Here is a 21,414-nt window from a genome sequence, read left to right as displayed (position 1 = left end):
GTTTAAGTTGCCCCTCTCCCTGGCCGCTCTTTACTCACAAGGGCATAGGAAGTCGGTCTTCCGCATGGCAAGGTTCATACGCAACCACAACAACATATGAGAACGAGGGCAACGCGATGAAAGTAGCACCTACACAGTACAACCTGACGACGGCAATCAATAAAGCCAGCAGCGCGGAGCAAACTCGCACCGTGGCGCAGGAAGGAACCAGCGTAACGCGCAGCGCCGCCATCGACCCGGTACTGGGCGATGCACAAACGCAGCTGAGCACGCTGCCGGAAGTGGATATGGCGCGCGTTGCCGAGATGAAAGATGCGATCAGCAGCGGCAAGATCGCCGTAAACATAGACTCGCTAACTGATGCGATGCAGAAGTATTTCCAGAGGTAATATATGACTAACGCCACCCAGCGCGTTAAAACACTGATTCAGGATATGGCGGAAGATCGTAAACACTACCATACCCTGACCACGCTACTCGAAAAACAGCGCCATCACATCGTTGCCCGCGATGCGGCGGCGCTGGACGCACTCAACGTGCAAATCATGGCGCAGTATCAACTGCTGTCGCAAAGCAGCCAGCAGCGCTACCAAATCCTCAGTCAGCTAGGGATTGATGCCAATACCCAAGGCATGCAAGCGCTTATCGCCCGCTTGCCAGAAGCCCATCGCGCTTCTGTTTCCGCACTGTGGCAAGGGCTGCAGCAGCAGGCGTCTGACTGCCAAACCGCCAACGAATACAATGGCGCACTGCTGAGCATGCAGCAGGACATCCTCAACAATATGTTGAATACCAGTGAACCTGAGAATTGGTTGTATCAGCAGGGATAGTAAGCATCTCCACCCGGCAATTTATTGCCGGTGACGAGCACATCTTGTTGATTTTAAGATGCCATTCTCATTCTTGATGTTCTCTTATATGGCCAGCGCCCCGCGTTGTCAGCCGACTAAATCCCGGAAGCGCTACCACAGGTTGCATATAACACCAAAACAGGCAGTGCATGGCTGATGCCACTCAGTATCTGCATGATTATCAGATATGCCAAAAGAGAAACGTCTGGTCAGCAAAATATTTACTCAGCGTCTTGAACATAACAATAAACACATCGATAAACTGGCAGAATATTTAACGATGTATGTCAATCAGCGAAAAGAAATCTAGTATCAGATATATTAAGTAACATATGATACCACACTGAACATAAGTGTGGCCGGACAACTTATTAAAGTTAGTGTTCTGGCCGCATTCATTTTTGTGAATCTTTCGTCTATCAATCACTTTTGACGACATCAAAAAATATTAATATCGTGGATGAGTGTGTTATATAAATACCTTCGAGGCTGTTCTAACATATTTATCGCCTGGCAGTCGGATAGTAACCATTGGGAATGGCGATTAGAACGATGATCTCTCAATTGTTGAATACTGAGAGCAAAGCTTACACTGACGAAAACGGAATGTCAGAAATAAATCTTTAAAACTCAATAATGAACTGTCACATTGATTATCTATATTCACGAAGATTTTATTTCTGACCCGACACAATCCGTATAGTAGCTGATTTTACCCTATTTTCCTGATCGCAAAACTTTGATTCTCAATAGTTTCTGCAGTTATAAAAATCAACTCCCAGTCAAAGGTAGCGCAAAACTGATGGACGGCCTCAATGACGCCATAGCGATACCATTTTATAAAATTACCCATGGTGTAATCGTGACCAGAAATAATCCCACCAACTTTAACTTTGGATGCATAAAGACATAATTCACGAATAGTCGTTTCATAAGAATGATCGGTGTCTATATAAACCCAATCCAATGATTGATCAGCAAAGTCGCCAGCCATCTCAATGGACAAACCTCGTTTTATTTCAATTTCACCGGAGTCTATTCTTTTGCTAAATCTCTCGGTTACTTGATGGAAAAGGCCATCATGGTAACGTTCGGAGTGCCATGCATCAACCAAATAGAGTTTGGCTGGAGTGCAGATATCCAGTATTTGTTCGCTGAAATCGCCTTTATCAACCCCTATTTCTGCAACAATTGCATCTTTGGGTAAGTTTTCCAGCAAAACCTTACGATCCAGTAGAATCTTGCAGTTTGCAATATTCCTTTGCTCCAGTTTCATCTTGGGTATTGTTTGTTCATATTGCTCTTTTTGTCGCTGAGCAATGACCATATACTTTTCAATAATTTCGTTAAGTAATGCCTGGTTATCTGTCATCATAGTTCCCGTGTTCTGCTTCAGTGTCATAAGTTATAAATAGCAATTGAGTAAAAATCAGGTCTGCAAATCGCTATTTTTTACCCCGCTTGTTAAAGTGACTCTGCCACGCGACGGAAAATATAAAAGTCAGAAAATGATGTGTTATTTTGATCATTAACATTAAAGGGATATTGGTTAGGGATAAGATCGTGGAAGTCCCATTTGTCAGCCATATTACTCATGACCCAATCGGTAAATCTTCGGTGACGAACATGCTTAACATGCCCACCCAGTAACTGATTCAGCTGCTCATCATTAGAGCTATAAATGATGACGAAGAGTTTTGCCGCGTCAAACAATGTTTTCATATACTTATCAAAAACACTATCTTCAATAAGATGATAAAGCACATCGAGCGACAGCGTTAGCTCAGCCTGCTGCCCTTCCCATTTATTGACAGGGTAAAAATCTTTTGTCTGATCGCTATCAAACCTTTTTTTACACCGTTGTAGGGCATGTTCAGATACGTCAAACCCGGTATATCGCGGATATTGTGCGAGCGACAGTTGATTACCATCCCCGCAACCAAACTCCATTACCGATTGGATATTGTTATCAGCAACAAATTGATTAATGGATTTTGCTTTAAAATCAGCCAGACAGCCATATGAACCCGCACCGGAGTTTCCCTGTAAACGATAACGATCGTCCCAATATTGTTCTGAGTTTTTAAAGACTAATGGGTTGTTTATCATTACTTATTCCAATGATTTAAAAATGGATATGGCGAAAAGATTCTGCGATTTGAACGCCATGTAATATTCCGTGTTTTAGCTCAGCGGTCAGAGTAGGGCTGAGAGGAGCATTCGGCTGTAGTACAAAAGCACGGTGATAGATATCGGGTGATCTTTCATCCAGGTAGCGTTTAATATGTTGCGAGTCCAGAGAGTCCGCAATCAAAACAGGAATACTGGAAAGAGGCAGCTCTGTATTTGCCACCACCACTATATTGAATTTATTGTCATCCTGGATACCCAATACTTGAATTTGCTCAAGAAGAATATCAAGTGAGGTATTTATTGCATCCAAAACAATCGTCAAATTATCGATACCCGTATTAGCATAAAGCATCTTGCGGCGGTCATGAATGAAGGCATCTATTTCTTTTCGGGTTTTCCCAGGGAATAACTTATCAAGGTGATAGCGCTTCAGAATATTTTCAAAGATACGATATTCATACACTGTGTTTGTCGGTTTACCCATGCCGGTAAGATTATCGTCGTGCAAACGATAAGAGATATTGCAATGCGGCGTAAACACTACGCTGGCATTGCCTACTGCACGGGACCAAAATTCATAGTCGTGGGCGCGTAAATAGGTAACGTCATAGCCACCAACTTCACCATAAAGTGAACGGCGGACACAGCTCCCAGGGTTAGCAATAAAGTTACCATTCGGTAATTGTGATAACCAGTTTGCCGGTGGATGATTGTAAATTGAATAATATTGTTTATCGCCGCCAAGCAATTCCATCCCGCAAGAAATCACATCCGTTGTCGGGAAACGTTGCAAAATATCGCGGTAGTGAGACAGCGTATTCTCATGCAGAATATCATCGCTGTCCAACCATACCAAGTACTCACCATTGGCCTCTGTAATACAACGATTACGTGTGTCTGGAGCATTGGTATGTTGTTTAGCAACAATACGTAATCTGGCATCTTTGATGTTCACCAGTAATTCCAGGCTGGTATCTGACGAACCATCATCAACAACGATAACTTCAAAATGATGGTCGCGTTGGTTAAGCGCTGAACTCACCGCCGAAAGAATGTATCGCTCTCTGTTGTAGCAGGGGATAACAATAGAAAATAACGGCGTCGGCGCTGTGCTCGGTTGCCATATCTTAATATATTCCTCAGGCAATTCATGCTGGCGCAACAGTGCTTGCGCCTCCTGCATATAGACTTCTGGCGTCTGGTTGCCGTTGCTTATAAGGGTAATCGCTTCACTAATAGAGGTGAACAAATATTGCTCAGGCAAATACTCACTTAAACCGCCGGGAGCATGGAAGGCGACTGGTTTTAACCCAGCGAGCATGGCCTCAAATATCCCCATGCCTTGAGATTCATGATAGCTTGTCGATAATAAGAATGTCTTATCCGAATACCACTTCGCCATTTCTGATGATGCAATATTCCCGGAAATCACCACGTTACGACTTAAACCATAGATATCAACAAGCTGACAAAAACTATCGTACAGACACTGATCTTCAATTCGCCCAGCAATAAATAACTTATAGCGTGAATCCTGTTTTACCAGCTCTTGTAAAATAGGTAATAGCATCACCAGATTTTTTTGTGGAGCAAAACGGGCTACACAAGCAATATAAAAAGGATTCCGTTTTTTGGATATCCGCGAAACCGGCTGATGATCGGTCAGATTGGCGAGTACCGTCACTTTAAGGTGTGGGGGAAGTTTAGATCCCAACAGCGACATAAAGCGTTTCTTCATCGCCTGACTGACTAAAACGACTTCATCAACGTTGGCCCAGTTTGTATGCAGTATCGTATTGCCATACAGTTCATACCGATGGATTCGGCACACGATTCGACAATACTTAGGAAGTTTACTGGCCGCAACGATTGCCGTATCGCCCCATTCAAACCATGCGACATCACAATGGCGTAGCGCGTTAATCAACGCATCCTTGGTGAGGTTGGCACTCGGGAGTTCAGTGACGACATGCCCATTTTCGCGCATCAGTTGCATCACTGGCTGCATAAAATGGAAGTTATCATTGGTAGCATTAACCACAATGCGCTGTTTATCTGCATCTAATACAACAAAATAATGAGTGCAGGGCTGGTCTGTTTGCCCGATACAAACATAGCCCTTTTGATTCAAATATCTTGAAAGTATGGAAAACCTGTCTGGGTTTGCGCCTTCAAGCGTCAATGGCGCCCGAACTTCCGCATTCTCATCAATAATCGCGAGTATAGATTCCATCGGCATATTCGCCGTAATAACACGTTGTAAACTCATGAACCTGGCCAGATTTTAATTTCATAATAGATGTAGAACGTTTCGCAGAAGGTAATCTGCCTACGGCGCGTCTGTGCATTCTGCAAAAACAGTGCAGGGCTAAATCAGAGAGACTTTTTTTCCCGTGCCATGCTCCACAGGAAATTAAATAAAAGCCCGGAGACTTTCATTTAACCTGACCCTGTTTTCGGGAGGGAAATCACAGCCCTGGCGTGTGCTTGTTAACTCATCTTCTTTAAGGCAATAAGCTACATATCGACGCAGGGCTGGGCCTCTTACAGCAACGACAACCCACTCAGCAGGCTATAATCCGACGTATTCTCCGCTTCAGCCGCGAACGGATTCTGCTGCTGCCAACCGCGCAGTGCGCTGACCAACATGGCCACATCATCCTGGGTTAATTCACCCTGCTCGGCGCGAATCGCGCACAGCATTTTGATTTGGAAGAACTGGCGCGCCAGGCCCAGCAGCACTTCGCCGTAGTTGGTGCAGTTCACGCCGGGGAAAATGTCGCTGTACAGCTGATAAATCAGAATGTTGCGCAGCGTATGCGGCTGTTCGTTAAACAGTGCAATACCGGACCACACCGATTCCAGCGTCTGTAAGCGCTCCGCCAGGCGGGGCGCCTGCATGATAGACAGCTCGCTCAATTTCAACGCCAGACCCATTTTCTCCACCATCGGCAGATTCAGGTTCAGGCGCATCGCCCCCATCTCTTTTAATGCCGCAATACGGTTCTCAACAATCGGCGGCAGCATGGCAAACTGTTGTTCCAGCACGCCTTGCTCTGCGAGCTCAGCTAACTGCTCCGTCATGGTAGTTAGCAGCTCCGGATCGGTTTCCCCGTTATCTCGATGCTGCTGCGCTTTACTCAACAGCACGCCAATGCCGTACAGGCTCACCTCCAACGGCAGCGCCGGGTGGACGGCTAAATTGATGCATTGCTGGTTCAGCACTTCACTCCATGCCGGCAGTATTTCATCGCTCTGTGGCGCAGCCTGCTCGATATGCAAAAGAAAGGCTTCCGGGTTAAACAGCATCTCTTTGGCCGCCGTTTCACAGCCAATATCCAGGCTCTCGCGCTGCTGGTTTTTCAGCTTCACGCTGATGTGCGGCCACGTCGGTTCGGCTCTCTGGCACGCAGGACAAGCGCAGGGTGTTTCCCGCGCATCAAAGCGAGAAACAAATTCAGGTTGGTAATGTTCAATCAATTCCATGTTTAGTCTCTTAAGCAGGCTCGGGTTCGCGGTGTTTACGGAAGAACCAGTGCGTGCAGTCGATAAGCTCACCGCTAGTCGGGTGAGGATAGTGCTGTAAGAAGGCGAAGCTCGGGCTAAAGCCCAGCCACAGCGCCGCGCTTTGGCGCATCAGCGCCGTCCAGCAGCGGTCAAGGCTGACATCCTGTTCACTGGCCTGCCGGTAGGCATCCAGCAGCACGTCGTAATAGCTGGCGTTCACCGCATAGGCGCACGCACAGCCGGCGTTATGAATACGCGCTACGCCCTGTAGGGCCTGAGTTGGCGTAAAGTTTTCGTAGCGCCCACCTAGCAGCAACATCTGCCAGCCAACCTGATCCAGACCGTTGAGCAGTTTGTTGATGTTGTTGACCACGTTCTCTTTTTTGACGAAGCTCAGCGTTGAATCGAGCAGCAGCACGTTCTTCCAGCCCTGCTCTTTGGCCTGTTCCACCACCAGAGAATGCGTGCGCAATTCCGCCGCTTGAGCGGAGTCGGCCTGAGCGATGGCCACCGGCCAGATTTGCCCGGCCTGCACGCCTAGTGCCAGCAGCGCTTCGCAGCGTTCGGGCAGCGCGGCTTCATGCTGGGGATCATAGATGACGGCGATTTTTTCAAATACCGACCAGTTCACCTGAACGCTAAGCGGGGCAGAACTCAGTCGGCGGTAGTGCGCTAGCAGATTCGCGTCGCTGACAAAATCCTCCAGCACCAGATCCACCGGCGTGGAGCTGTCGAGGATAAAATCCTTGTCGTAGGTGTTGTTGCTGTGCGAAATGCACAAAATGGTCTGCTTCGGGTCAATCTGCTGTACCGGCGTGGTAAATTCCTTGAGGAAGCCCACCTCCTCCGCCTTGGTCGCACTATCTTCATAACGATGCTTTTTCAGCAGGTTGCGGTGATAGCCAAAAGTCCCGTTAAGCGCATGGCGCTCACCAAACGGGTGGGTCAGGTAGATTTTATCCAGATGGCTGTACCAGATATAAATCTGGTCGCTGCCCGAGAACAGGGCGTTGTTCACCTGCATCTCAGCCACCTGATGGGAAATTTTATTCGGCGCGTAATAGTCATCATCATCAAAGCAGATGATGTATTCCCCGGTCGCCAGCTCGTTGAGCATGTTGCGTTTTTGCCCCAGCACCAGCCGCTCTGGGCTATGGATATAGCGCACATTCGGCTGTGATGGGTCGCTCATCATGGCGATAAGGTCGGCGTTACTGGCCGGCGAGTCGTCAAGAATGATCAGCTCGCGCTTATCCGCCGGGTAGTCCTGGTACTGCCAAATGTAGAGCAGATAAGGGAGAAACTCGCGGCGGTTATAGGTTGGGCAGACCACGCTAACAAACGGCGTCGGTAACGCCTGCGCACGCTTCTGGCGTTGCAGAAGGGCTGACATCAGCGAGGGTGGCGCTTTCTTTTTGGTCGTCTTCATAGCATCTATCGTTGGCGTGCGCTGGCCAGCTGTTGACGCAGCCAGCACTGGGCAGAAACAGAATCAGTCATCTTTTGCTCCCGACGGTTCATCTCCATCCGTCGGTCGCTGCGTTTGGCGTCCAGCACCAGTTCGAGGCTTTTCTCACGCTTGGCTTCCGCCAACAGGTTGCCCTGGATCTTCTTCTCTTCCAGGCTGGCCAGCGCCTGCTCTTGCTTCTGCCAGTTAATAACGCGTTGAATATTCTGCTTATATTTCGACTGATTAATCATCATCACCGCATTGTCTGCGGTTTGCGCCGCCAGACCGGATGCCAGTGACGTCAGCGCATCGATGTTCTTTTCAAAACGCTGACAGACCTGCTTTTGCGAGGCCAGCTTCAGGCTCAAATCGTCCACCGCGCGCGTGCGCATCAGGTGAAGCTGTTCGAGTGTGGAAATGAGTTTGCTCATGGTGCATTACCCTGCTTGCGCTAACGTTCGCAGATCGTTAATGGTTGAATCAATCAACGCCGCGTCCTGAACTTCCTGTTGTAAGAACTGCGTAATCGCCGGCGAGAGACGCACGGCTTTGTCAGCCAGCGGATCGGCACCGGCGACATATCCGCCCAATGGGATCAGCGGTTTAATACTTTGGTATTCGGCATACAGCTGTTTTAACGATCGCGCCGCCAACTGGTGTTCGCGGGCCGTCACCTGGCTCATACAGCGGCTGATCGACTGGCCGATATCAATCGCCGGATAGTGCCCGGCTTCCGCCAGATGGCGCGACAACACGATATGGCCGTCGAGTACCGCTCGCGCGCAGTCGACAATCGGGTCCTGCTGATCGTCACCTTCCGCCAGGACGGTATAAATCGCCGTCATCGAGCCTGTGCTTTCACTGTTACCCGCGCTCTCAACCAATCGAGGGATCATGCTAAACGCTGAAGGTGGATAGCCTTTGGTGGCCGGTGGTTCACCCAGCGAGAGGGCGATTTCACGCTGCGCCATGGCGTAGCGGGTCAGGGAATCAACCAGCAGCAGGACATCTTTGCCTTTATCACGGTAGTAGCTCGCGATGGTGTGGCACAGTTCGGTGGCCTTGATACGCATCAGCGGCGACTCGTCCGCGGGCGCGGCGACAATCACTGATTTCGCCAGCCCCGCTTCCTGCAGCGAGTTCTCGATGAACTCCTTCACCTCACGACCGCGTTCCCCAATCAGCCCCACCACCACCACTTCGGCCTGGGTGTAGCGGGTGATCATGCCTAACAGCACGCTTTTACCCACGCCGCTGCCCGCCATCAGGCCAACGCGCTGGCCTTTGCCGATGGTCAGCAGGCCGTTAATCGCGCGCACGCCAACGTCCAGCGGGGCTTCCACCGGCTGGCGTTTGAGAGGGTGAACCTGCGGCAGCTGCTGCGGTAACAGCGTGTCGCCGCCGAGTTTGCCTTTGTCATCCAACGGTTCGCCGAGGCCGTTCACCACGCGCCCCAGCCACTGATCGCCAATCATCACGCCTTCGCTTTTCCCGGCAGGGAAAACGCGCGCACCGGCAATCAGGCCGGACGGCTGCTTGAAGGGCATCAGGTAGGTCACTTCACGGTCAAAGCCCACCACCTGCGCTTCCATCATCTCTTGTTCGACACTTTCGACGTGGCACAGCTGGCCTATCGCCAGACGGCAGCCCACGCACTCCAGCAAAATGCCGTTCACCCGCACCAGACGCCCAGCGACGCGCGCCAGGTCAATCTGTTCGATGGAGCGTAAGGCCTGCTCGAAATCGAGATTACTCATGGACATCTTCCGGTAACAGATTGTCCTTCAGTACCGCGACGCACTGATCGAGGCGGTGCTGGCAACCGACATCCATCTCGGTGGTATCGGTCACTACCCGGCACTCGCCCAGCGCCAGCGCCGGATCGGCGGACAGGCCCCATTCGCGGGCTTTCTCCGGTTCGGCTTCGCTGATGCGACGGAACTCTTCGCTATTCAGCAGCACGCGGATCTGTTCCGGCGGCTGCGGCAGGCTGGTTAATGCCTCTTCCACCAACGCCAGCAGCTGCGTTGGGTGTAGCGACAGCTCGCAGCGAATAACCTGCCGCGTCACTTTCTCCACCAGTTGCAGCAGTTCTTCACGGCGTCGCTGTTCATAGCTTTCGAGAAAACGCTGCACGTTAGCGGTGATGTGTTCGAACGGTTCTGCCGCGTCAAGAAACTGCTGACGCGCCTGCTGTTTACCTTCGGCCAGGCCTTTACGCATCCCGTCCTCGAACCCCAGGCGCGCCCCTTCCTGGTAGCCTTCTTCTTTACCTTCTTCCATCCCCTGCGCGAAGCCCTGGTTTACACCTTCGCTAAACCCTTCCTGCAGCTGCTTCTGGTACTCCGCAGGGTCTGGCGCCGCGACCGCATCATCTTCTACCGGCTCATGGGATGCCGCCCAGCGTTTACGTAACGGAGGAAACTTATGCAGCCGCGGTTTTACAACGCCCTGGCGGCGAGCCGTCAGCTTATCCAGCGGTAAACTCCGTTTCTTAAACATGGCTTATTCCACCGTCTGCTCAGCAAACAGCTGCACCTGGATCTCACCTTCATCCACCAGTTGGCGTAACGTCTGCATGATCTCTTTACGCACCTGTTCAATACGGCTGACCGGCAGCGGCCCAAGACGCGTGGTGGTGCTTTGCAGCAGGGTGACCTGGCGCTTTGGCATCACGTCGAAAATCGCCTGACGCAGCACCGGTTCGGTGCCTTTAAGCGCAATCGCCCATTCTTCGATAGGGATCTCGTCCATCAGGCGCTGCAACGTAATCGGCGTCTGGCGGCTCAGGATGAAGAACTCATACATTTCATCCTGCAGCTCATCCACCACGCCTTCGTCACGCTCGCGCAGCTGATCCAGCAGCTCCTGCTGGTTGCTCGGAATACGGTTGACGATGTTAGCGGCATGCTTAATGCCCACCACTTTGGAACCGTGCTCGGAAAGCACCGCGATACCGCGGTCAATCAGGCGGTCCAGTTCATCGATCACGTCGCGGTTAATGTCATCCAGGCGCGCAACGCGGTAGATGATTTCATCCTGACGTTCGCGCGGCAGCACGCTTAACACGCTGGCCGCGATATCCGGCGGAAGGAAAGCGAGGAACACGGCCTGAAGCTGCAAGTGTTCCTGATCGATAAGCGCCGCCAGCTGCGGGGTATCCACCCACTGCAGGCGCGCCATGCGATAGCGGATCTCATCGCCATAAATGCCGTTAATCACGCTGCGGGCAATTTCGCCGCCGAGCGCTTTTTCCAGAATGCTGCGCAGGTAGGAACGTGATGCGCCGTTGATGCCGCTCTGCTCGCTGTAGTCGGAGAAGAAGTTGTTCATCGCCTGACGCGCCTGGTTCACCTTGACGTCATGTAAACGCGCCATGGTTTCACTCAGCAGCACCACCTCTTCACGGTTGAGCTTCTGCATTACCTGTGCAGCAGCCTGGTCGCCCACGCTCAGCAGCAAAATAGCCGCCTGCTCCAGGCGGCTACGGCCACCGGATTGATTAGTCCTGCTTGCGATTGCTTCGGTCATTGCTGTTAATCCATTGTTTCAGAACTTCTGCTACACGTTCAGTTTCGTTCTGGGCCAGAACCTGGAGATACTCCACTTTGGTTTCCAGACCCGAACTCTGCGGCGGCAGCATGTCGTCATTAGTGTTGAAGCCGATATTCGGCAGCGCGGACAGCGTGTCTTCCTTCTCGGTCGTCGCGTCAGTCAGCAGATCCTGTTCTTGTGGCTCGGCCTCTTTGACAATGCGTTCACGGCGGCCAAAGCGTTGCGCCAGCGGGCGGACGCCAAACAGCAGGGTGAGCAGTGCTAACAGGCCAATGCCGCCGTTTTGCCCCCAGTACTGCATATCCGGGTCTTTCCACCACTGCTGCGGCAGAATTCCATCACTCACTGGGACACTGAAGGCCAGCACATCAAGCGTCAGCGCATCACCGCGCTGCTTATCAATTCCGGCGGCGCTTTCAACCAGACGGGTAATGGAGGTCAGCTGTTCCGGGGTGATGTTGGCAAGCGCCGGTGCGGTTTGGTTCAGCGCCACGGCGACGTTCAGTTTCTCCAGCTTGTAGCCGGGGTGACGGATATGGCGAATGTCGCGGTCAAACGCGTATTTACGCTGTGACTGGCTGCGGCTGGTGAGCGCGCGCGGGTCGCTGGTTGCGTTGTCGGCCGCGGCGGCAGGTGGGTTTGCCGCTGGGCTCCCCGCCGCTTGCGCAGCCGCGGCCTGTGGATTCTGGTTCACCGGGCGATTGCTCAGCGAACCCGGGATCCCAAACGCCATTTCATTGGTGGTATTTTCCTGGCTCAGCTGTTCATCGCTGACCAGCGGATCTTTACCCAGGCGCTCCTGCGTCTCTTCCACGCGGCTTAAATCCACGGTTGGAGCGACGCTAATACGGTAATTACCGGCGCCAACCAGAGAGGTCAGCAGGGTCGAGATGTTTTTGTTGGTATCTTCACGGATGCGCTGCATCACGTCTTCACCCAGGCGCTTGCCTGCGATGCTGCCGTCGGGCCCGGCAACGCCATCTGACAACAAGTTACCCGCCTGATCGACGACGCGAACGCTGCTGGCGTTCATCCCCGGCACCGAGCCGGAAACCAGCTGTACAATCGACGCGACCTGCTGTTCATCCAACTGTTTGCCATAGCGCAACTGCAGCACCACCGAAGCGCTGCTGTTAGGTTTGTTGGTCAGGACAAATGAACTGGATTCGCTCAACCCCAGATGAACGCGAGCGCTTTCAACCGGGTTTAACGCCATAATGCTTTTTGCCAGCTCACCTTCCAGGCTGCGCTTGTAGCGCACGTTCTGGATGAACTGGCTGCTGCCCAGCATCTCTTCTTTATCCATCAGCTCATAGCCGTCAGGCGTCGCTGCGGTAATGCCTTTCGCCGCCAGCGCCATGCGCGCCTGCGACAGTTTGTTCTCGGTAACCAGCACCTGCCCATTATCCGGGTTGATGCGATAAGCGATGTTTTCCGCTCCCAGAACTTCAACGACCTGGGAGACCGGGATGCTTTCCTGCGCGCCGTACAGCGCCACATATCCCTGATTGCTTTTCCACAGCGAGGCAATAATCGCCAGCGCCAATACCGCTCCGCCGGCGATGGCCAGCAGTTTAGGATTGATGACGCCAGCGGGCATAGGGAGGGCGGGGAGACGATCTTTGATTTTGTTTAACACGGTACAGACCTTACAGCGAAATATTCATCACTTCGTCCAGCGCGCTGTTGAGCTTATTGCGCACCTGCATCATGGCCGAAAAAGCCACGCTGGCTTTCTGGCTCTCAATCATCGCGCCGGCTAAATCGTCACTCTGACCCATCTCAATTGCGGTCTGCTTTGCGCCCGCGCTGTGCTGTAACGCGTCGACATTGTCGATAGCGTTGTTCAGCACCCGAGAGAAAGAAACCGAATCCGTCGTGCTAAACGCCATATTTGAAGGCGCTATGGTTTGTGAGGCGTTTATCGAACCGGCAGAGGCCAACGAGGCCGTCTGGTGCATCCGATTGAGCATCGCCTGTTGCGCGGTGTTCATACCTGCGGCAGCTATTTTGTCCATTAAGTCTTCCTTCCTGGCCTCAGGAATAACATTCGATATCAATGCCTTCGTCGCGCATTGACGCAAGGCGGTAACGCAGGGCTCGCGGAGTAATGCCTAAGAATTCCGCGGTCTTGGATTTGTTGCCTTTATGGCGTTTTAACAGGTCGATGATGTACTGGTATTCCGCCAGACGGCCGTGCAGTTTGACGTCACGGATTGCCAGGCTGCTGGCGTCCTGTTCACGGTAGGCTGGCATCACGCCAACCACCGGGCTTTCCGGCAAAGGGACGCGGGCAATCAGACCAAAATCGGCGGCCTTAATTTCGTCACCGTTTCCGAGGATCATGCCCCGCTGGATAACGTTCTCCAGCTCACGCACGTTACCTGGCCAGTCATAGCCAAGCAGCGCGTTACGGGCATCATCGCTCAGGCGAACATCGCCCTTATGGAATGAGCGGTATTTAGCGATGAAACGCTGGACTAACGGCAAAATATCTTGCTTGCGCTCGCGCAGCGGTGTGATGTGAATCGGCACCACAGAAATACGGTAGAACAGATCCTGACGGAAACGTCCTTCGGCAATTTCTTGCTGCAAGTCTTTATTAGTCGAAGCGATCAGTCGAATATCTAGAGGGATACGTTTATGGCTACCTAAACGCTCAACTTCCTGCTCTTGTAATACGCGTAATAATTTTGCCTGTAATGCTAAAGGCATATCGCCAATTTCATCTAATAGCAGCGTCCCGCCATTTGCCTGCTCAAATTTACCGGCCACGCTTGCTACCGCACCGGTAAACGCGCCTTTCTCATAACCAAATAAAATCGCTTCCAGCATACTTTCTGGAATAGCCGCACAGTTCACTCCGACATACGGAGCGTCGCTACCACAGGCGTGCTCGTGGATATATTTGGCCACGCATTCCTTTCCGGTTCCAGTTTCACCAGTCACCAATACTGAAACATTATATTTAGCAACGCGGCGGGCCAATGAAATCACGCCCACGCTGGCAGGGGAAACGGCGACAAAGCCATCACCATTACGGTCTTCACGTTCAATGATAATGTTCATTTTGGAGTACCAGTAAAAAAGACTAAAAAGAAAATACGCTATATCTTTATTAACTACGTAATAAAAAGGCACCTTCTACATGGAGGATTAAAGGCGTTTTTATAATGTTAATAAAAATTAAAGACTCTGATATCACCACGGGAAATTCTGTTTCCGTGAAAATATGACGCCTAGTATACCCAGCGAGCAATAATTGTCTCATTTTTAATGGATATTAAAACATTAATCTATATATATCAATAAGTTACAGGAGTTCTTAATCAGCAGGCAGGCGGAAAAATAATGGATTAATAACTCTCTACCACTTGCAATAAAATGGCCAGAAAGGTCTAATCCACAGTCTGAATAAAAGAGTGCTTGAATTTTCTTTTACCGAAGATTCTTCGATGTTGATGTAAAGCGTCACAACATTTCCAAAACTCAAATGTTTTCAGTAAAAATTTTCGTGCACGTTACCGTCAGCGAAACGAACACGTTATTGTTCCACCAGCCATGACTATAGAACTGGAATAATTATGTACCCTGCTTCACACCGAATCAGAATCCACCAGCAGGATGACCTTCCGGAACTGGTGAAACTTGACGTCAGTAAACTCGGACGCCCCTGGCACAAACTGCCAAAGCTCATGAATGATAGCTTTGACATTCTTGATGCCCGCCTTGGCATTTACTTTCTGAAGAAATTACGTGTTAACGCGGCGTTAGAATCGATGACCTTTGCCATTGATCAGCATTATAAGAATGCGCAAATATTCTCAACTCCGTACGGAAACATTGCTTTCGTCATTGACCGTATTTTATTGCTGAATATCCTTCATGATTATTATGGACTAAGCAAAGACAGTAACCACGTGGAGCCAGACGACTCCCTTCCGATCACCAAAACGGAAGAGCGACTGAAAAGCAAATTAGGTCAGGAATTAACATCTCTGATTATTTGCAAAGAGACTTTTGGCGAAGAACTGGATATCAAAGTGGATTATTCCACGGTTATTAACCAGTGGTCATGGTGTATTACCTTCACCCTTGAAGGATATAGCCACGGCAGCTTTACCATTTTGCTCGATAACTACCACGTTGACCAAATGCTGGCCGCACTGCGTACGCCAGATGCCAATGAACGGGCCATCGAAAAAAGCGTCACCTTAAGCCCTGGGCAGATCGAACGGCTGTTCGACAGCCTGCCGCTGAAGCTCAACGGCCGCCTCGCCAGCCTGAATTTAACCGTCGCGCAGGTTGCCGACATTAAACCTGGGGACATCATCCCTATCGCGATTAACGAACCTTTGCCGGTATTTATCGGCAAAGAACAGATTTTTGAAGCGGCTATTGCCGAAGATCGCAGCAAGCTTTTCTTGTGCGATATCCATGACAAAACAACCGAGAAGCAATATGAGTGATTTGCAACATGAGCTGAGCCAGTCCCTGGATCTGGACGACCTGAACCTCAGCGATATGACACAGGATGACACCGTTGAAGGCAATATCCGCCTCGATTTACAGCCGGAAACGCGCAATGCGCCGCTGACCGACGTGCGCCGCATGGCGCTGTTTAGCCGTATCCCTGTGACGCTAACGCTGGAAGTTTCTTCGGTGAATATCTCACTGGCTGAGCTGATGGCCGTCAACAGCGACTCGGTTATCGAACTGGATAAGATGGCCGGTGAACCACTGGATATCAAAGTGAACGGCATTGCGTTCGGTAAAGCAGAGGTCGTGGTGCTGAACGACAAGTACGGTCTGCGTATCATCGAGTTCAACGCGAAAGAACTGGGTGAGTTAACGCGATGAACCGCTCGTTCTACCGCAGCGGCGTCGCGCTGCTGCTCTTCATTGGCTTGCTGTTTGCCCAGCCGGTTCTGGCGGCAAATGGCGACATCACGCTTTTTAGCACCACCGCCAACGGCGCGGGTCAGGACTACAACGTTAAGATTGAAATTCTGATCCTGATGACCCTGCTCGGCCTGCTGCCGATCATGGTGCTGATGATGACCTGCTTCACGCGCTTCATCATCGTGCTGGCGATTTTGCGCCAGGCGCTGGGCCTGCAGCAAAGTCCACCCAACAAAATCCTCACCGGGATTGCGCTGGCGCTGACGCTGCTGGTCATGCGCCCGGTGTGGATGACCGTCTATTCTGATGCCGTAGAACCGTTCCAGAACGACCAGATTACGCTTAAGCAAGCGCTGGTGAACGCCGAAGCGCCGCTGAAGAAATACATGCTGGCGCAAACCAACAATAAAGCGATGGAGCAGATTATGACCATCGCCGGTATTGAAGGCGATGCCCGCGAGCAGGATCTGACTATTGTCACCCCGGCCTATCTGCTGAGCGAACTGAAAACCGCCTTCCAGATTGGCTTTATGATTTACATCCCGTTCCTGGTTATCGACCTGATTGTCGCCAGTATCCTGATGGCAATGGGGATGATGATGCTGTCGCCGCTGATCGTCTCGCTGCCGTTTAAGCTGATGCTGTTCGTGCTGTGCGATGGCTGGACGCTGATTGTCGGTACGCTCACCTCCAGCGTACAAGGATTATAGCCATGATGAATATGGACACCGCCGGCGACATCATGGCATCCGGTATTCATCTGGTGCTGCTGATTTCCGCCGTGGCGATTATCCCCAGCCTGCTGGTTGGCCTGTGCGTGAGTATTTTCCAGGCCACCACCCAAATTAACGAACAGACGCTGAGCTTCCTGCCGCGCCTGGTCGTCACCCTCGGCGTGCTCATTTTTGCCGGGAAGTGGATGCTGACGCAGCTGGTTGATTTTACCGTGCAGATCTTTCACCAGGCGGCGGCGCTGGTCGGCTAAGTCATTATGGGAATCGATATTCAGACGCTGTGGGCGCCAATCCTGGCTTTGGTGCTGCCTTTTTTCCGCATTCTGGCCTTCTTACAGTTTGTGCCGGTGCTTGATAACCGCGTCTTTTCACGCCGCATCAAAATCGGTACCGCCATGGCGCTGGCCGTTATCATCACCCCCATGCTGCCCAATAACGTGGTACTCAGTGAACTGCTGTCGATGCGCACTATTTTGCTCATTGGCGAACAGATTCTGTGGGGCTTTCTTTTCGCCACCGCGCTGCAGCTGGTGTTTGTCGCGCTGCAAACGGCGGGCAATATCCTGTCGATGAACATGGGGCTGGGGATGGCGATGATGAACGACCCGGTCAACGGCAGCTCAACCACGGTTATCTCACAGATTATCTACGTCTTTTGCGCCCTGCTGTTTTTCATCATGGACGGGCACCTGCTGCTGGTGACGATTCTGTTCAAGGGTTTCAGCTATTGGCCCATCGGCCAGGCGATTAACCAGCCGACGCTGATGCTCGTCGGACAAGGTCTGGGGTGGATTATGTCTGCTGCCACGCTGATTGCACTCCCCACCACCTTCGTGATGCTGATAGTGCAGGGCGGCTTTGGTCTGCTTAACCGCGTTTCGCCGACGCTGAACCTGTTTTCTCTCGGTTTTCCTATCAGCATGCTGTTTGGCCTGCTGTGTATTTCGATGCTGGTCACCAACATTCCTGACCACTACATCAATCTGACCAACGAAATTCTGGCGAAACTCGACGCCATAAGGGTGCAGTAATGTCCTCTTCCAGCGGCGATAAAAGCGAAAAACCCACATCCGGGAAACTGCGCAAAGCGCGGGAAAAAGGGGATATCCCCCGCTCAAAAGATTTAACCATGGCAGTAGGCCTGGTGGCTTCGTTCTTTACGATGGCGACCTTTTTGCCGTATTACCGCCAGCTGATTGGCGAGTCGTTTGCCGCCGTCGGTGAGATGGCAAAGGATCTCGATAACCCAAATATCCTTAATCAGTTTTTGATGCTTAATCTGTGGGTGCTGCTGCGCTTTATCGCTACGCTCATCCCCATTCCGATTGCCTGCATCATCGCAAGCCTGGTACCGGGCGGCTGGATTTTTACCCCCAGCAAGCTCAAACCGGACTTTAAAAAGCTCAGCCCGATTAGCGGCGTGAAGCGTATGTTTTCAGCCAGCCATTACACCGAAGTAGGCAAGATGATGCTGAAGTGCGCCACTATCCTCGCGGTGATCTACACCATGGTGCACGGCGAAATGGATAATTTGCTGCACCTCCAGCGCTTGTATTTGACGCAGGCGATCGGCCACGGTTTCGGTATTTTCAAGCACGTTATCAGCTATTTTGTTGCCGTTATCGTCATCTTTGCCTTGCTGGATGTGCCGCTGAGCAAATTCATGTTCACCAAAAAAATGCGCATGACCAAGCAGGAAGTGAAGGAAGAGCATAAAAACAACGACGGTAACCCGCAGATTAAAGGCCGTATTCGCCAGCTTCAGCGCCAGATGGCAATGGGGCAGATCTCGCGTACCGTCCCGGAGGCGGACGTCATCATTACCAACCCGACCCACTACGCAGTGGCGCTGAAATACGACCCGCAAAAGGCGGAAGCACCGTATATCGTCGCCAAGGGTATTGATGATGTGGCGCTGTGGATCCGTGAGGTGGCCGCCAGCCACAACATCGAAGTGGTGGAGTTTCCGCCGCTGGCGCGCGCGGTCTATTACACCACCCGCGTCAACCAACAAATTCCGGCCCAGCTGTTTCGCGCCATCGCTCACGTTTTGACCTACGTGATGCAGCTGAAATCCTGGCGTGAAGGCCGTGCAGAACAAAAACCCCGCCTGAACAGGCACATAGACATTCCTCAAGAGGTATTAAAAGCCAATGGCGAACAGTAAGATGCGCAACGCGCTCAGCGTGCTCCGCAAGGGGCAGATTGCTGTGCCTATCCTGCTTCTCTGCGTGCTGGCAATGGTTATCCTACCGCTGTCGCCGCTGATGCTGGATATTCTGTTTACATTCAATATCGTGCTGGCGGTTATCGTGCTGCTGGTTGCGGTCAACATGCAGCGTCCGCTGGACTTTGCGATTTTCCCCACGCTGCTGCTGATCACCACGCTGATGCGACTGACGCTGAACGTGGCGTCAACGCGCGTGGTATTGCTCAAAGGGCATGAAGGCGAAGGAGCAGCCGGTAAGGTCATCGAAGCGTTCGGCCAGGTGGTGATCGGCGGTGACTTCGTCGTCGGTTTCGTGGTGTTTATTATCCTGATGATCATCAACTTTGTGGTGGTCACCAAAGGGGCGGAACGTATTTCCGAGGTATCAGCTCGCTTTACGCTGGATGCCCTGCCGGGTAAACAGATGGCGATCGATGCCGACCTCAACGCCGGCCTGATTAACCAACAGCAGGCGCGAACCCGCCGTCAGGAAGTGGCCAAAGAGGCCGACTTCTACGGTTCGATGGATGGTGCATCAAAGTTTGTCCGTGGTGACGCCGTCGCCGGGATCATGGTGCTTATCATCAACGTGATCGGCGGTATCTGTATTGGTATCTTCAAATACGATCTCGATGCCGGTCACGCCTTCCGTCAGTACGTACTGCTGACCATCGGTGACGGTCTGGTCGCCCAGATCCCGTCACTGCTGCTGGCCACCGCCGCGGCAATTATCGTAACCCGCGTCAGCGAAGGGAACGACGTCAGCGACGAAATCAAAACCCAGCTGCTCTCCAAGCCGAAAATCCTCTATACCGCCGCGTTCGTGATGTTCATCCTCGCGATCGTACCGGGAATGCCGCACATCGCCTTCCTGAGCTTTACCGCCCTGCTGCTGTTCGCCGCCTGGCGCCAAAGTAAGGTGGTGCAGCCTGCGCCGCAAGAGACGGATATGGAGGCCATCACCGAAGCGCTGGCCCCTGACGCCAATCCGGCGATTACCTGGGACAGCATTCCGCTGGTTGAGCCAATTGGCCTGAACCTCGGCTATAAGCTTGTCACCATGGTCGATGAAGCCAAAGGCAGCCCGCTGTCGCTGCGCGTGCGCGGGGTGCGTCAGGTGATTTCCGAACTGTGCGGCGTGCTGCTGCCCGAAATCCGCATTCGGGAAAACTTCCGCCTGAAGCCTGCGCAATACGCGATTCACATCAACGGTATCCGCACGGCAATGGGTGAAGTGAATGCCGAAAAACTGATGGCGATCCCCGGCACAGAGCTGTACGGAGAAATCGACGGCGTGCTGGATACCGATCCGGCCTACGGGATGGCTATCGTTTGGATTGACCAGGACCAAAAAGCCAAAGCGCTGAATCTCGGTTATCAGGTGGTGGACTGCGCAAGCGTAGTGGCAACCCATGTGAACAAGGTTGCCCGCGAACACTTACCGGATCTGTTTAACTACGATGACATCACCCATCTGCATGCCCGCCTGGCGCTACAGGCACCGAAGCTGGCAGAAGATTTAAATGCTGCACTCAACTACAGCCAGCTGCTGCGTATTTACCGCCAACTGCTGCTGGAACAGGTCTCGCTGAAGGATATCGTCACCATCGCCTCCACGCTGCTGGAAAGCGCTGCAGTGACCAAAGATCCGGTGCTGCTAACGGCAGACGTGCGTTACGCGCTGCGCCGGGCTATCGTGCACAACATCAATGGCGATCGCCCGCAGCTGGCGGCCTATACCATCGATAATCAGTTGGAAAATATGCTGTTGGGCGCGCTGAATCAGGCTCAGCAGGCAGGCAAAGTCGCACTGGACAGTTTCCCGGTTGACCCGAATATCCTGACCCAGCTGCAAAATACGATGCCGATGATTTATGAGCAGATGAAAGCGAAAAGCCTGCCGCCGCTGCTGCTGGTGACCCCGCAGCTACGCCCGGTGATCTCGCGCTATGGGCGTCTATTCGCCAGTGGTCTGCACGTGCTTTCGTACAATGAAGTGCCGGACGATGCCGACCTGAACGTGGTGGGGACGCTGGCGTAAAAGCTTCACGCCGAACGGGCCGAAGTGATACA

General features: G+C 52.1%; 21 protein-coding genes. 9 read left to right on the top strand and 12 right to left on the bottom strand.

Annotated features, from left to right (window positions below; genetic code table 11):
• The first annotated feature begins 116 nt into the window (after positions 1–116).
• Together flgM and KCR01S_RS05350 are read left to right on the top strand one after the other, a co-directional pair.
• Complete coding sequence (flgM, locus tag KCR01S_RS05355; protein WP_061280643.1) at positions 117–389, top strand: flagellar biosynthesis anti-sigma factor FlgM; 273 nt, start codon at positions 117–119, stop codon at positions 387–389.
• A 3-nt stretch (positions 390–392) separates the two neighbouring features.
• Positions 393–830, top strand: a complete 438-nt coding sequence (locus KCR01S_RS05350; protein WP_061280640.1) for a flagellar protein FlgN — start codon at positions 393–395, stop codon at positions 828–830.
• Positions 831–1,563: 733 nt separating this feature from the next.
• On the opposite strand, the gene KCR01S_RS05345 is transcribed toward KCR01S_RS05350, so the two are convergent.
• From KCR01S_RS05345 to KCR01S_RS05290, 12 genes are all read right to left on the bottom strand, one after another.
• Complete coding sequence (locus KCR01S_RS05345; RefSeq protein ID WP_061281003.1) at positions 1,564–2,226, bottom strand: class I SAM-dependent methyltransferase; 663 nt, start codon at positions 2,224–2,226, stop codon at positions 1,564–1,566.
• A gap of 89 nt (positions 2,227–2,315) precedes the next feature.
• Complete coding sequence (locus KCR01S_RS05340; protein WP_061280637.1) at positions 2,316–2,960, bottom strand: class I SAM-dependent methyltransferase; 645 nt, start codon at positions 2,958–2,960, stop codon at positions 2,316–2,318.
• Between the two features lie 16 nt (positions 2,961–2,976).
• Positions 2,977–5,253, bottom strand: a complete 2,277-nt coding sequence (locus KCR01S_RS05335) for a glycosyltransferase (protein WP_082767939.1) — start codon at positions 5,251–5,253, stop codon at positions 2,977–2,979.
• Positions 5,254–5,528: 275 nt separating this feature from the next.
• Positions 5,529–6,470, bottom strand: coding sequence for a hypothetical protein (locus KCR01S_RS05330; RefSeq protein ID WP_061280631.1), 942 nt, complete (start codon positions 6,468–6,470; stop codon positions 5,529–5,531).
• Between the two features lie 10 nt (positions 6,471–6,480).
• Positions 6,481–7,920 carry a glycosyltransferase family 2 protein gene (locus KCR01S_RS05325; RefSeq protein ID WP_244886192.1) on the bottom strand — a complete coding sequence of 480 codons (1,440 nt, stop codon included), beginning with the start codon at positions 7,918–7,920 and terminating at the stop codon, positions 6,481–6,483.
• Positions 7,921–7,925: 5 nt separating this feature from the next.
• Positions 7,926–8,372: a flagellar export protein FliJ gene (gene fliJ, locus KCR01S_RS05320; protein ID WP_061280628.1), complete on the bottom strand. Its 447-nt coding sequence runs from the start codon at positions 8,370–8,372 to the stop codon at positions 7,926–7,928.
• A gap of 6 nt (positions 8,373–8,378) precedes the next feature.
• The gene (fliI, locus tag KCR01S_RS05315) at positions 8,379–9,698 is read right to left on the bottom strand and encodes a flagellar protein export ATPase FliI (RefSeq protein WP_156478745.1); all 1,320 of its coding nucleotides are present in this window, start codon (positions 9,696–9,698) and stop codon (positions 8,379–8,381) included.
• The gene (gene fliH, locus KCR01S_RS05310; RefSeq protein WP_061280998.1) at positions 9,691–10,443 is read right to left on the bottom strand and encodes a flagellar assembly protein FliH; all 753 of its coding nucleotides are present in this window, start codon (positions 10,441–10,443) and stop codon (positions 9,691–9,693) included. The genes fliI and fliH overlap by 8 nt, the downstream gene beginning before the upstream one ends.
• Positions 10,444–10,446: 3 nt before the next feature.
• On the bottom strand, positions 10,447–11,472 hold the full coding sequence (locus tag KCR01S_RS05305) for a flagellar motor switch protein FliG (RefSeq protein WP_061280622.1): 1,026 nt from the start codon (positions 11,470–11,472) through the stop codon (positions 10,447–10,449).
• Complete coding sequence (gene fliF / locus KCR01S_RS05300; protein WP_061280619.1) at positions 11,444–13,135, bottom strand: flagellar basal-body MS-ring/collar protein FliF; 1,692 nt, start codon at positions 13,133–13,135, stop codon at positions 11,444–11,446. The genes KCR01S_RS05305 and fliF overlap by 29 nt, the downstream gene beginning before the upstream one ends.
• Before the next feature lie 10 nt (positions 13,136–13,145).
• Positions 13,146–13,514, bottom strand: coding sequence for a flagellar hook-basal body complex protein FliE (gene fliE / locus KCR01S_RS05295; RefSeq protein WP_061280616.1), 369 nt, complete (start codon positions 13,512–13,514; stop codon positions 13,146–13,148).
• Positions 13,515–13,533: 19 nt separating this feature from the next.
• Complete coding sequence (locus KCR01S_RS05290) at positions 13,534–14,565, bottom strand: sigma-54 interaction domain-containing protein (RefSeq protein ID WP_061280613.1); 1,032 nt, start codon at positions 14,563–14,565, stop codon at positions 13,534–13,536.
• A gap of 515 nt (positions 14,566–15,080) precedes the next feature.
• On the opposite strand from KCR01S_RS05290, the gene KCR01S_RS05285 reads away from it, so the two are divergent.
• The 7 genes from KCR01S_RS05285 to KCR01S_RS05255 are packed head-to-tail and all read left to right on the top strand — an operon-like array spanning position 15,081 to position 21,382.
• Entirely contained in the window at positions 15,081–15,965 is an 885-nt protein-coding gene (locus KCR01S_RS05285) for a FliM/FliN family flagellar motor C-terminal domain-containing protein (protein ID WP_061280610.1), read from the top strand.
• Positions 15,958–16,356 (top strand): flagellar motor switch protein FliN, encoded by a 399-nt coding sequence (gene fliN, locus KCR01S_RS05280; protein ID WP_061280605.1) that lies wholly within the window; start codon positions 15,958–15,960, stop codon positions 16,354–16,356. The genes KCR01S_RS05285 and fliN overlap by 8 nt, the downstream gene beginning before the upstream one ends.
• The gene (gene fliP, locus KCR01S_RS05275) at positions 16,353–17,108 is read left to right on the top strand and encodes a flagellar type III secretion system pore protein FliP (RefSeq protein WP_061280603.1); all 756 of its coding nucleotides are present in this window, start codon (positions 16,353–16,355) and stop codon (positions 17,106–17,108) included. The genes fliN and fliP overlap by 4 nt, the downstream gene beginning before the upstream one ends.
• A 2-nt stretch (positions 17,109–17,110) precedes the next feature.
• Positions 17,111–17,383 (top strand): flagellar biosynthesis protein FliQ, encoded by a 273-nt coding sequence (gene fliQ, locus KCR01S_RS05270; protein WP_061280600.1) that lies wholly within the window; start codon positions 17,111–17,113, stop codon positions 17,381–17,383.
• A gap of 6 nt (positions 17,384–17,389) precedes the next feature.
• On the top strand, positions 17,390–18,163 hold the full coding sequence (fliR, locus tag KCR01S_RS05265) for a flagellar biosynthetic protein FliR (RefSeq protein ID WP_061280597.1): 774 nt from the start codon (positions 17,390–17,392) through the stop codon (positions 18,161–18,163).
• Entirely contained in the window at positions 18,163–19,299 is a 1,137-nt protein-coding gene (gene flhB / locus KCR01S_RS05260) for a flagellar biosynthesis protein FlhB (protein WP_061280594.1), read from the top strand. The genes fliR and flhB overlap by 1 nt, the downstream gene beginning before the upstream one ends.
• Positions 19,286–21,382, top strand: a complete 2,097-nt coding sequence (locus tag KCR01S_RS05255) for a flagellar biosynthesis protein FlhA (RefSeq protein WP_061280592.1) — start codon at positions 19,286–19,288, stop codon at positions 21,380–21,382. Before flhB ends, KCR01S_RS05255 begins: the two co-directional genes overlap by 14 nt.
• The last annotated feature ends 32 nt before the right edge of the window (positions 21,383–21,414 follow it).

Origin of the sequence: Kluyvera cryocrescens NBRC 102467, assembly GCF_001571285.1 — a bacterium.
In the GTDB taxonomy this organism is placed as follows: Bacteria; Pseudomonadota; Gammaproteobacteria; order Enterobacterales; family Enterobacteriaceae; genus Kluyvera; species Kluyvera cryocrescens.
The sequence above is the reverse complement of the archived record's forward strand: the minus strand, read 5'-3'. Positions and strand labels throughout refer to the sequence as shown.

Coding starts and splice junctions, on each gene's coding strand:
- KCR01S_RS05255 (WP_061280592.1), top strand. CDS start 19,286: ATGGCGAACAGTAAGATGCGCAACGCGCTCAGCGTGCTCCGCAAGGGG.
- flgM (WP_061280643.1), top strand. CDS start 117: ATGAAAGTAGCACCTACACAGTACAACCTGACGACGGCAATCAATAAA.
- fliI (WP_156478745.1), bottom strand. CDS start 9,698: ATGAGTAATCTCGATTTCGAGCAGGCCTTACGCTCCATCGAACAGATT.
- KCR01S_RS05340 (WP_061280637.1), bottom strand. CDS start 2,960: ATGATAAACAACCCATTAGTCTTTAAAAACTCAGAACAATATTGGGAC.
- fliH (WP_061280998.1), bottom strand. CDS start 10,443: ATGTTTAAGAAACGGAGTTTACCGCTGGATAAGCTGACGGCTCGCCGC.
- KCR01S_RS05285 (WP_061280610.1), top strand. CDS start 15,081: ATGTACCCTGCTTCACACCGAATCAGAATCCACCAGCAGGATGACCTT.
- fliE (WP_061280616.1), bottom strand. CDS start 13,514: ATGGACAAAATAGCTGCCGCAGGTATGAACACCGCGCAACAGGCGATG.
- fliN (WP_061280605.1), top strand. CDS start 15,958: ATGAGTGATTTGCAACATGAGCTGAGCCAGTCCCTGGATCTGGACGAC.
- fliJ (WP_061280628.1), bottom strand. CDS start 8,372: ATGAGCAAACTCATTTCCACACTCGAACAGCTTCACCTGATGCGCACG.
- KCR01S_RS05325 (WP_244886192.1), bottom strand. CDS start 7,920: ATGAAGACGACCAAAAAGAAAGCGCCACCCTCGCTGATGTCAGCCCTT.
- KCR01S_RS05305 (WP_061280622.1), bottom strand. CDS start 11,472: ATGACCGAAGCAATCGCAAGCAGGACTAATCAATCCGGTGGCCGTAGC.
- KCR01S_RS05330 (WP_061280631.1), bottom strand. CDS start 6,470: ATGGAATTGATTGAACATTACCAACCTGAATTTGTTTCTCGCTTTGAT.
- KCR01S_RS05290 (WP_061280613.1), bottom strand. CDS start 14,565: ATGAACATTATCATTGAACGTGAAGACCGTAATGGTGATGGCTTTGTC.
- flhB (WP_061280594.1), top strand. CDS start 18,163: ATGTCCTCTTCCAGCGGCGATAAAAGCGAAAAACCCACATCCGGGAAA.
- KCR01S_RS05345 (WP_061281003.1), bottom strand. CDS start 2,226: ATGATGACAGATAACCAGGCATTACTTAACGAAATTATTGAAAAGTAT.
- KCR01S_RS05335 (WP_082767939.1), bottom strand. CDS start 5,253: ATGAGTTTACAACGTGTTATTACGGCGAATATGCCGATGGAATCTATA.
- fliR (WP_061280597.1), top strand. CDS start 17,390: ATGGGAATCGATATTCAGACGCTGTGGGCGCCAATCCTGGCTTTGGTG.
- fliQ (WP_061280600.1), top strand. CDS start 17,111: ATGATGAATATGGACACCGCCGGCGACATCATGGCATCCGGTATTCAT.
- fliP (WP_061280603.1), top strand. CDS start 16,353: ATGAACCGCTCGTTCTACCGCAGCGGCGTCGCGCTGCTGCTCTTCATT.
- KCR01S_RS05350 (WP_061280640.1), top strand. CDS start 393: ATGACTAACGCCACCCAGCGCGTTAAAACACTGATTCAGGATATGGCG.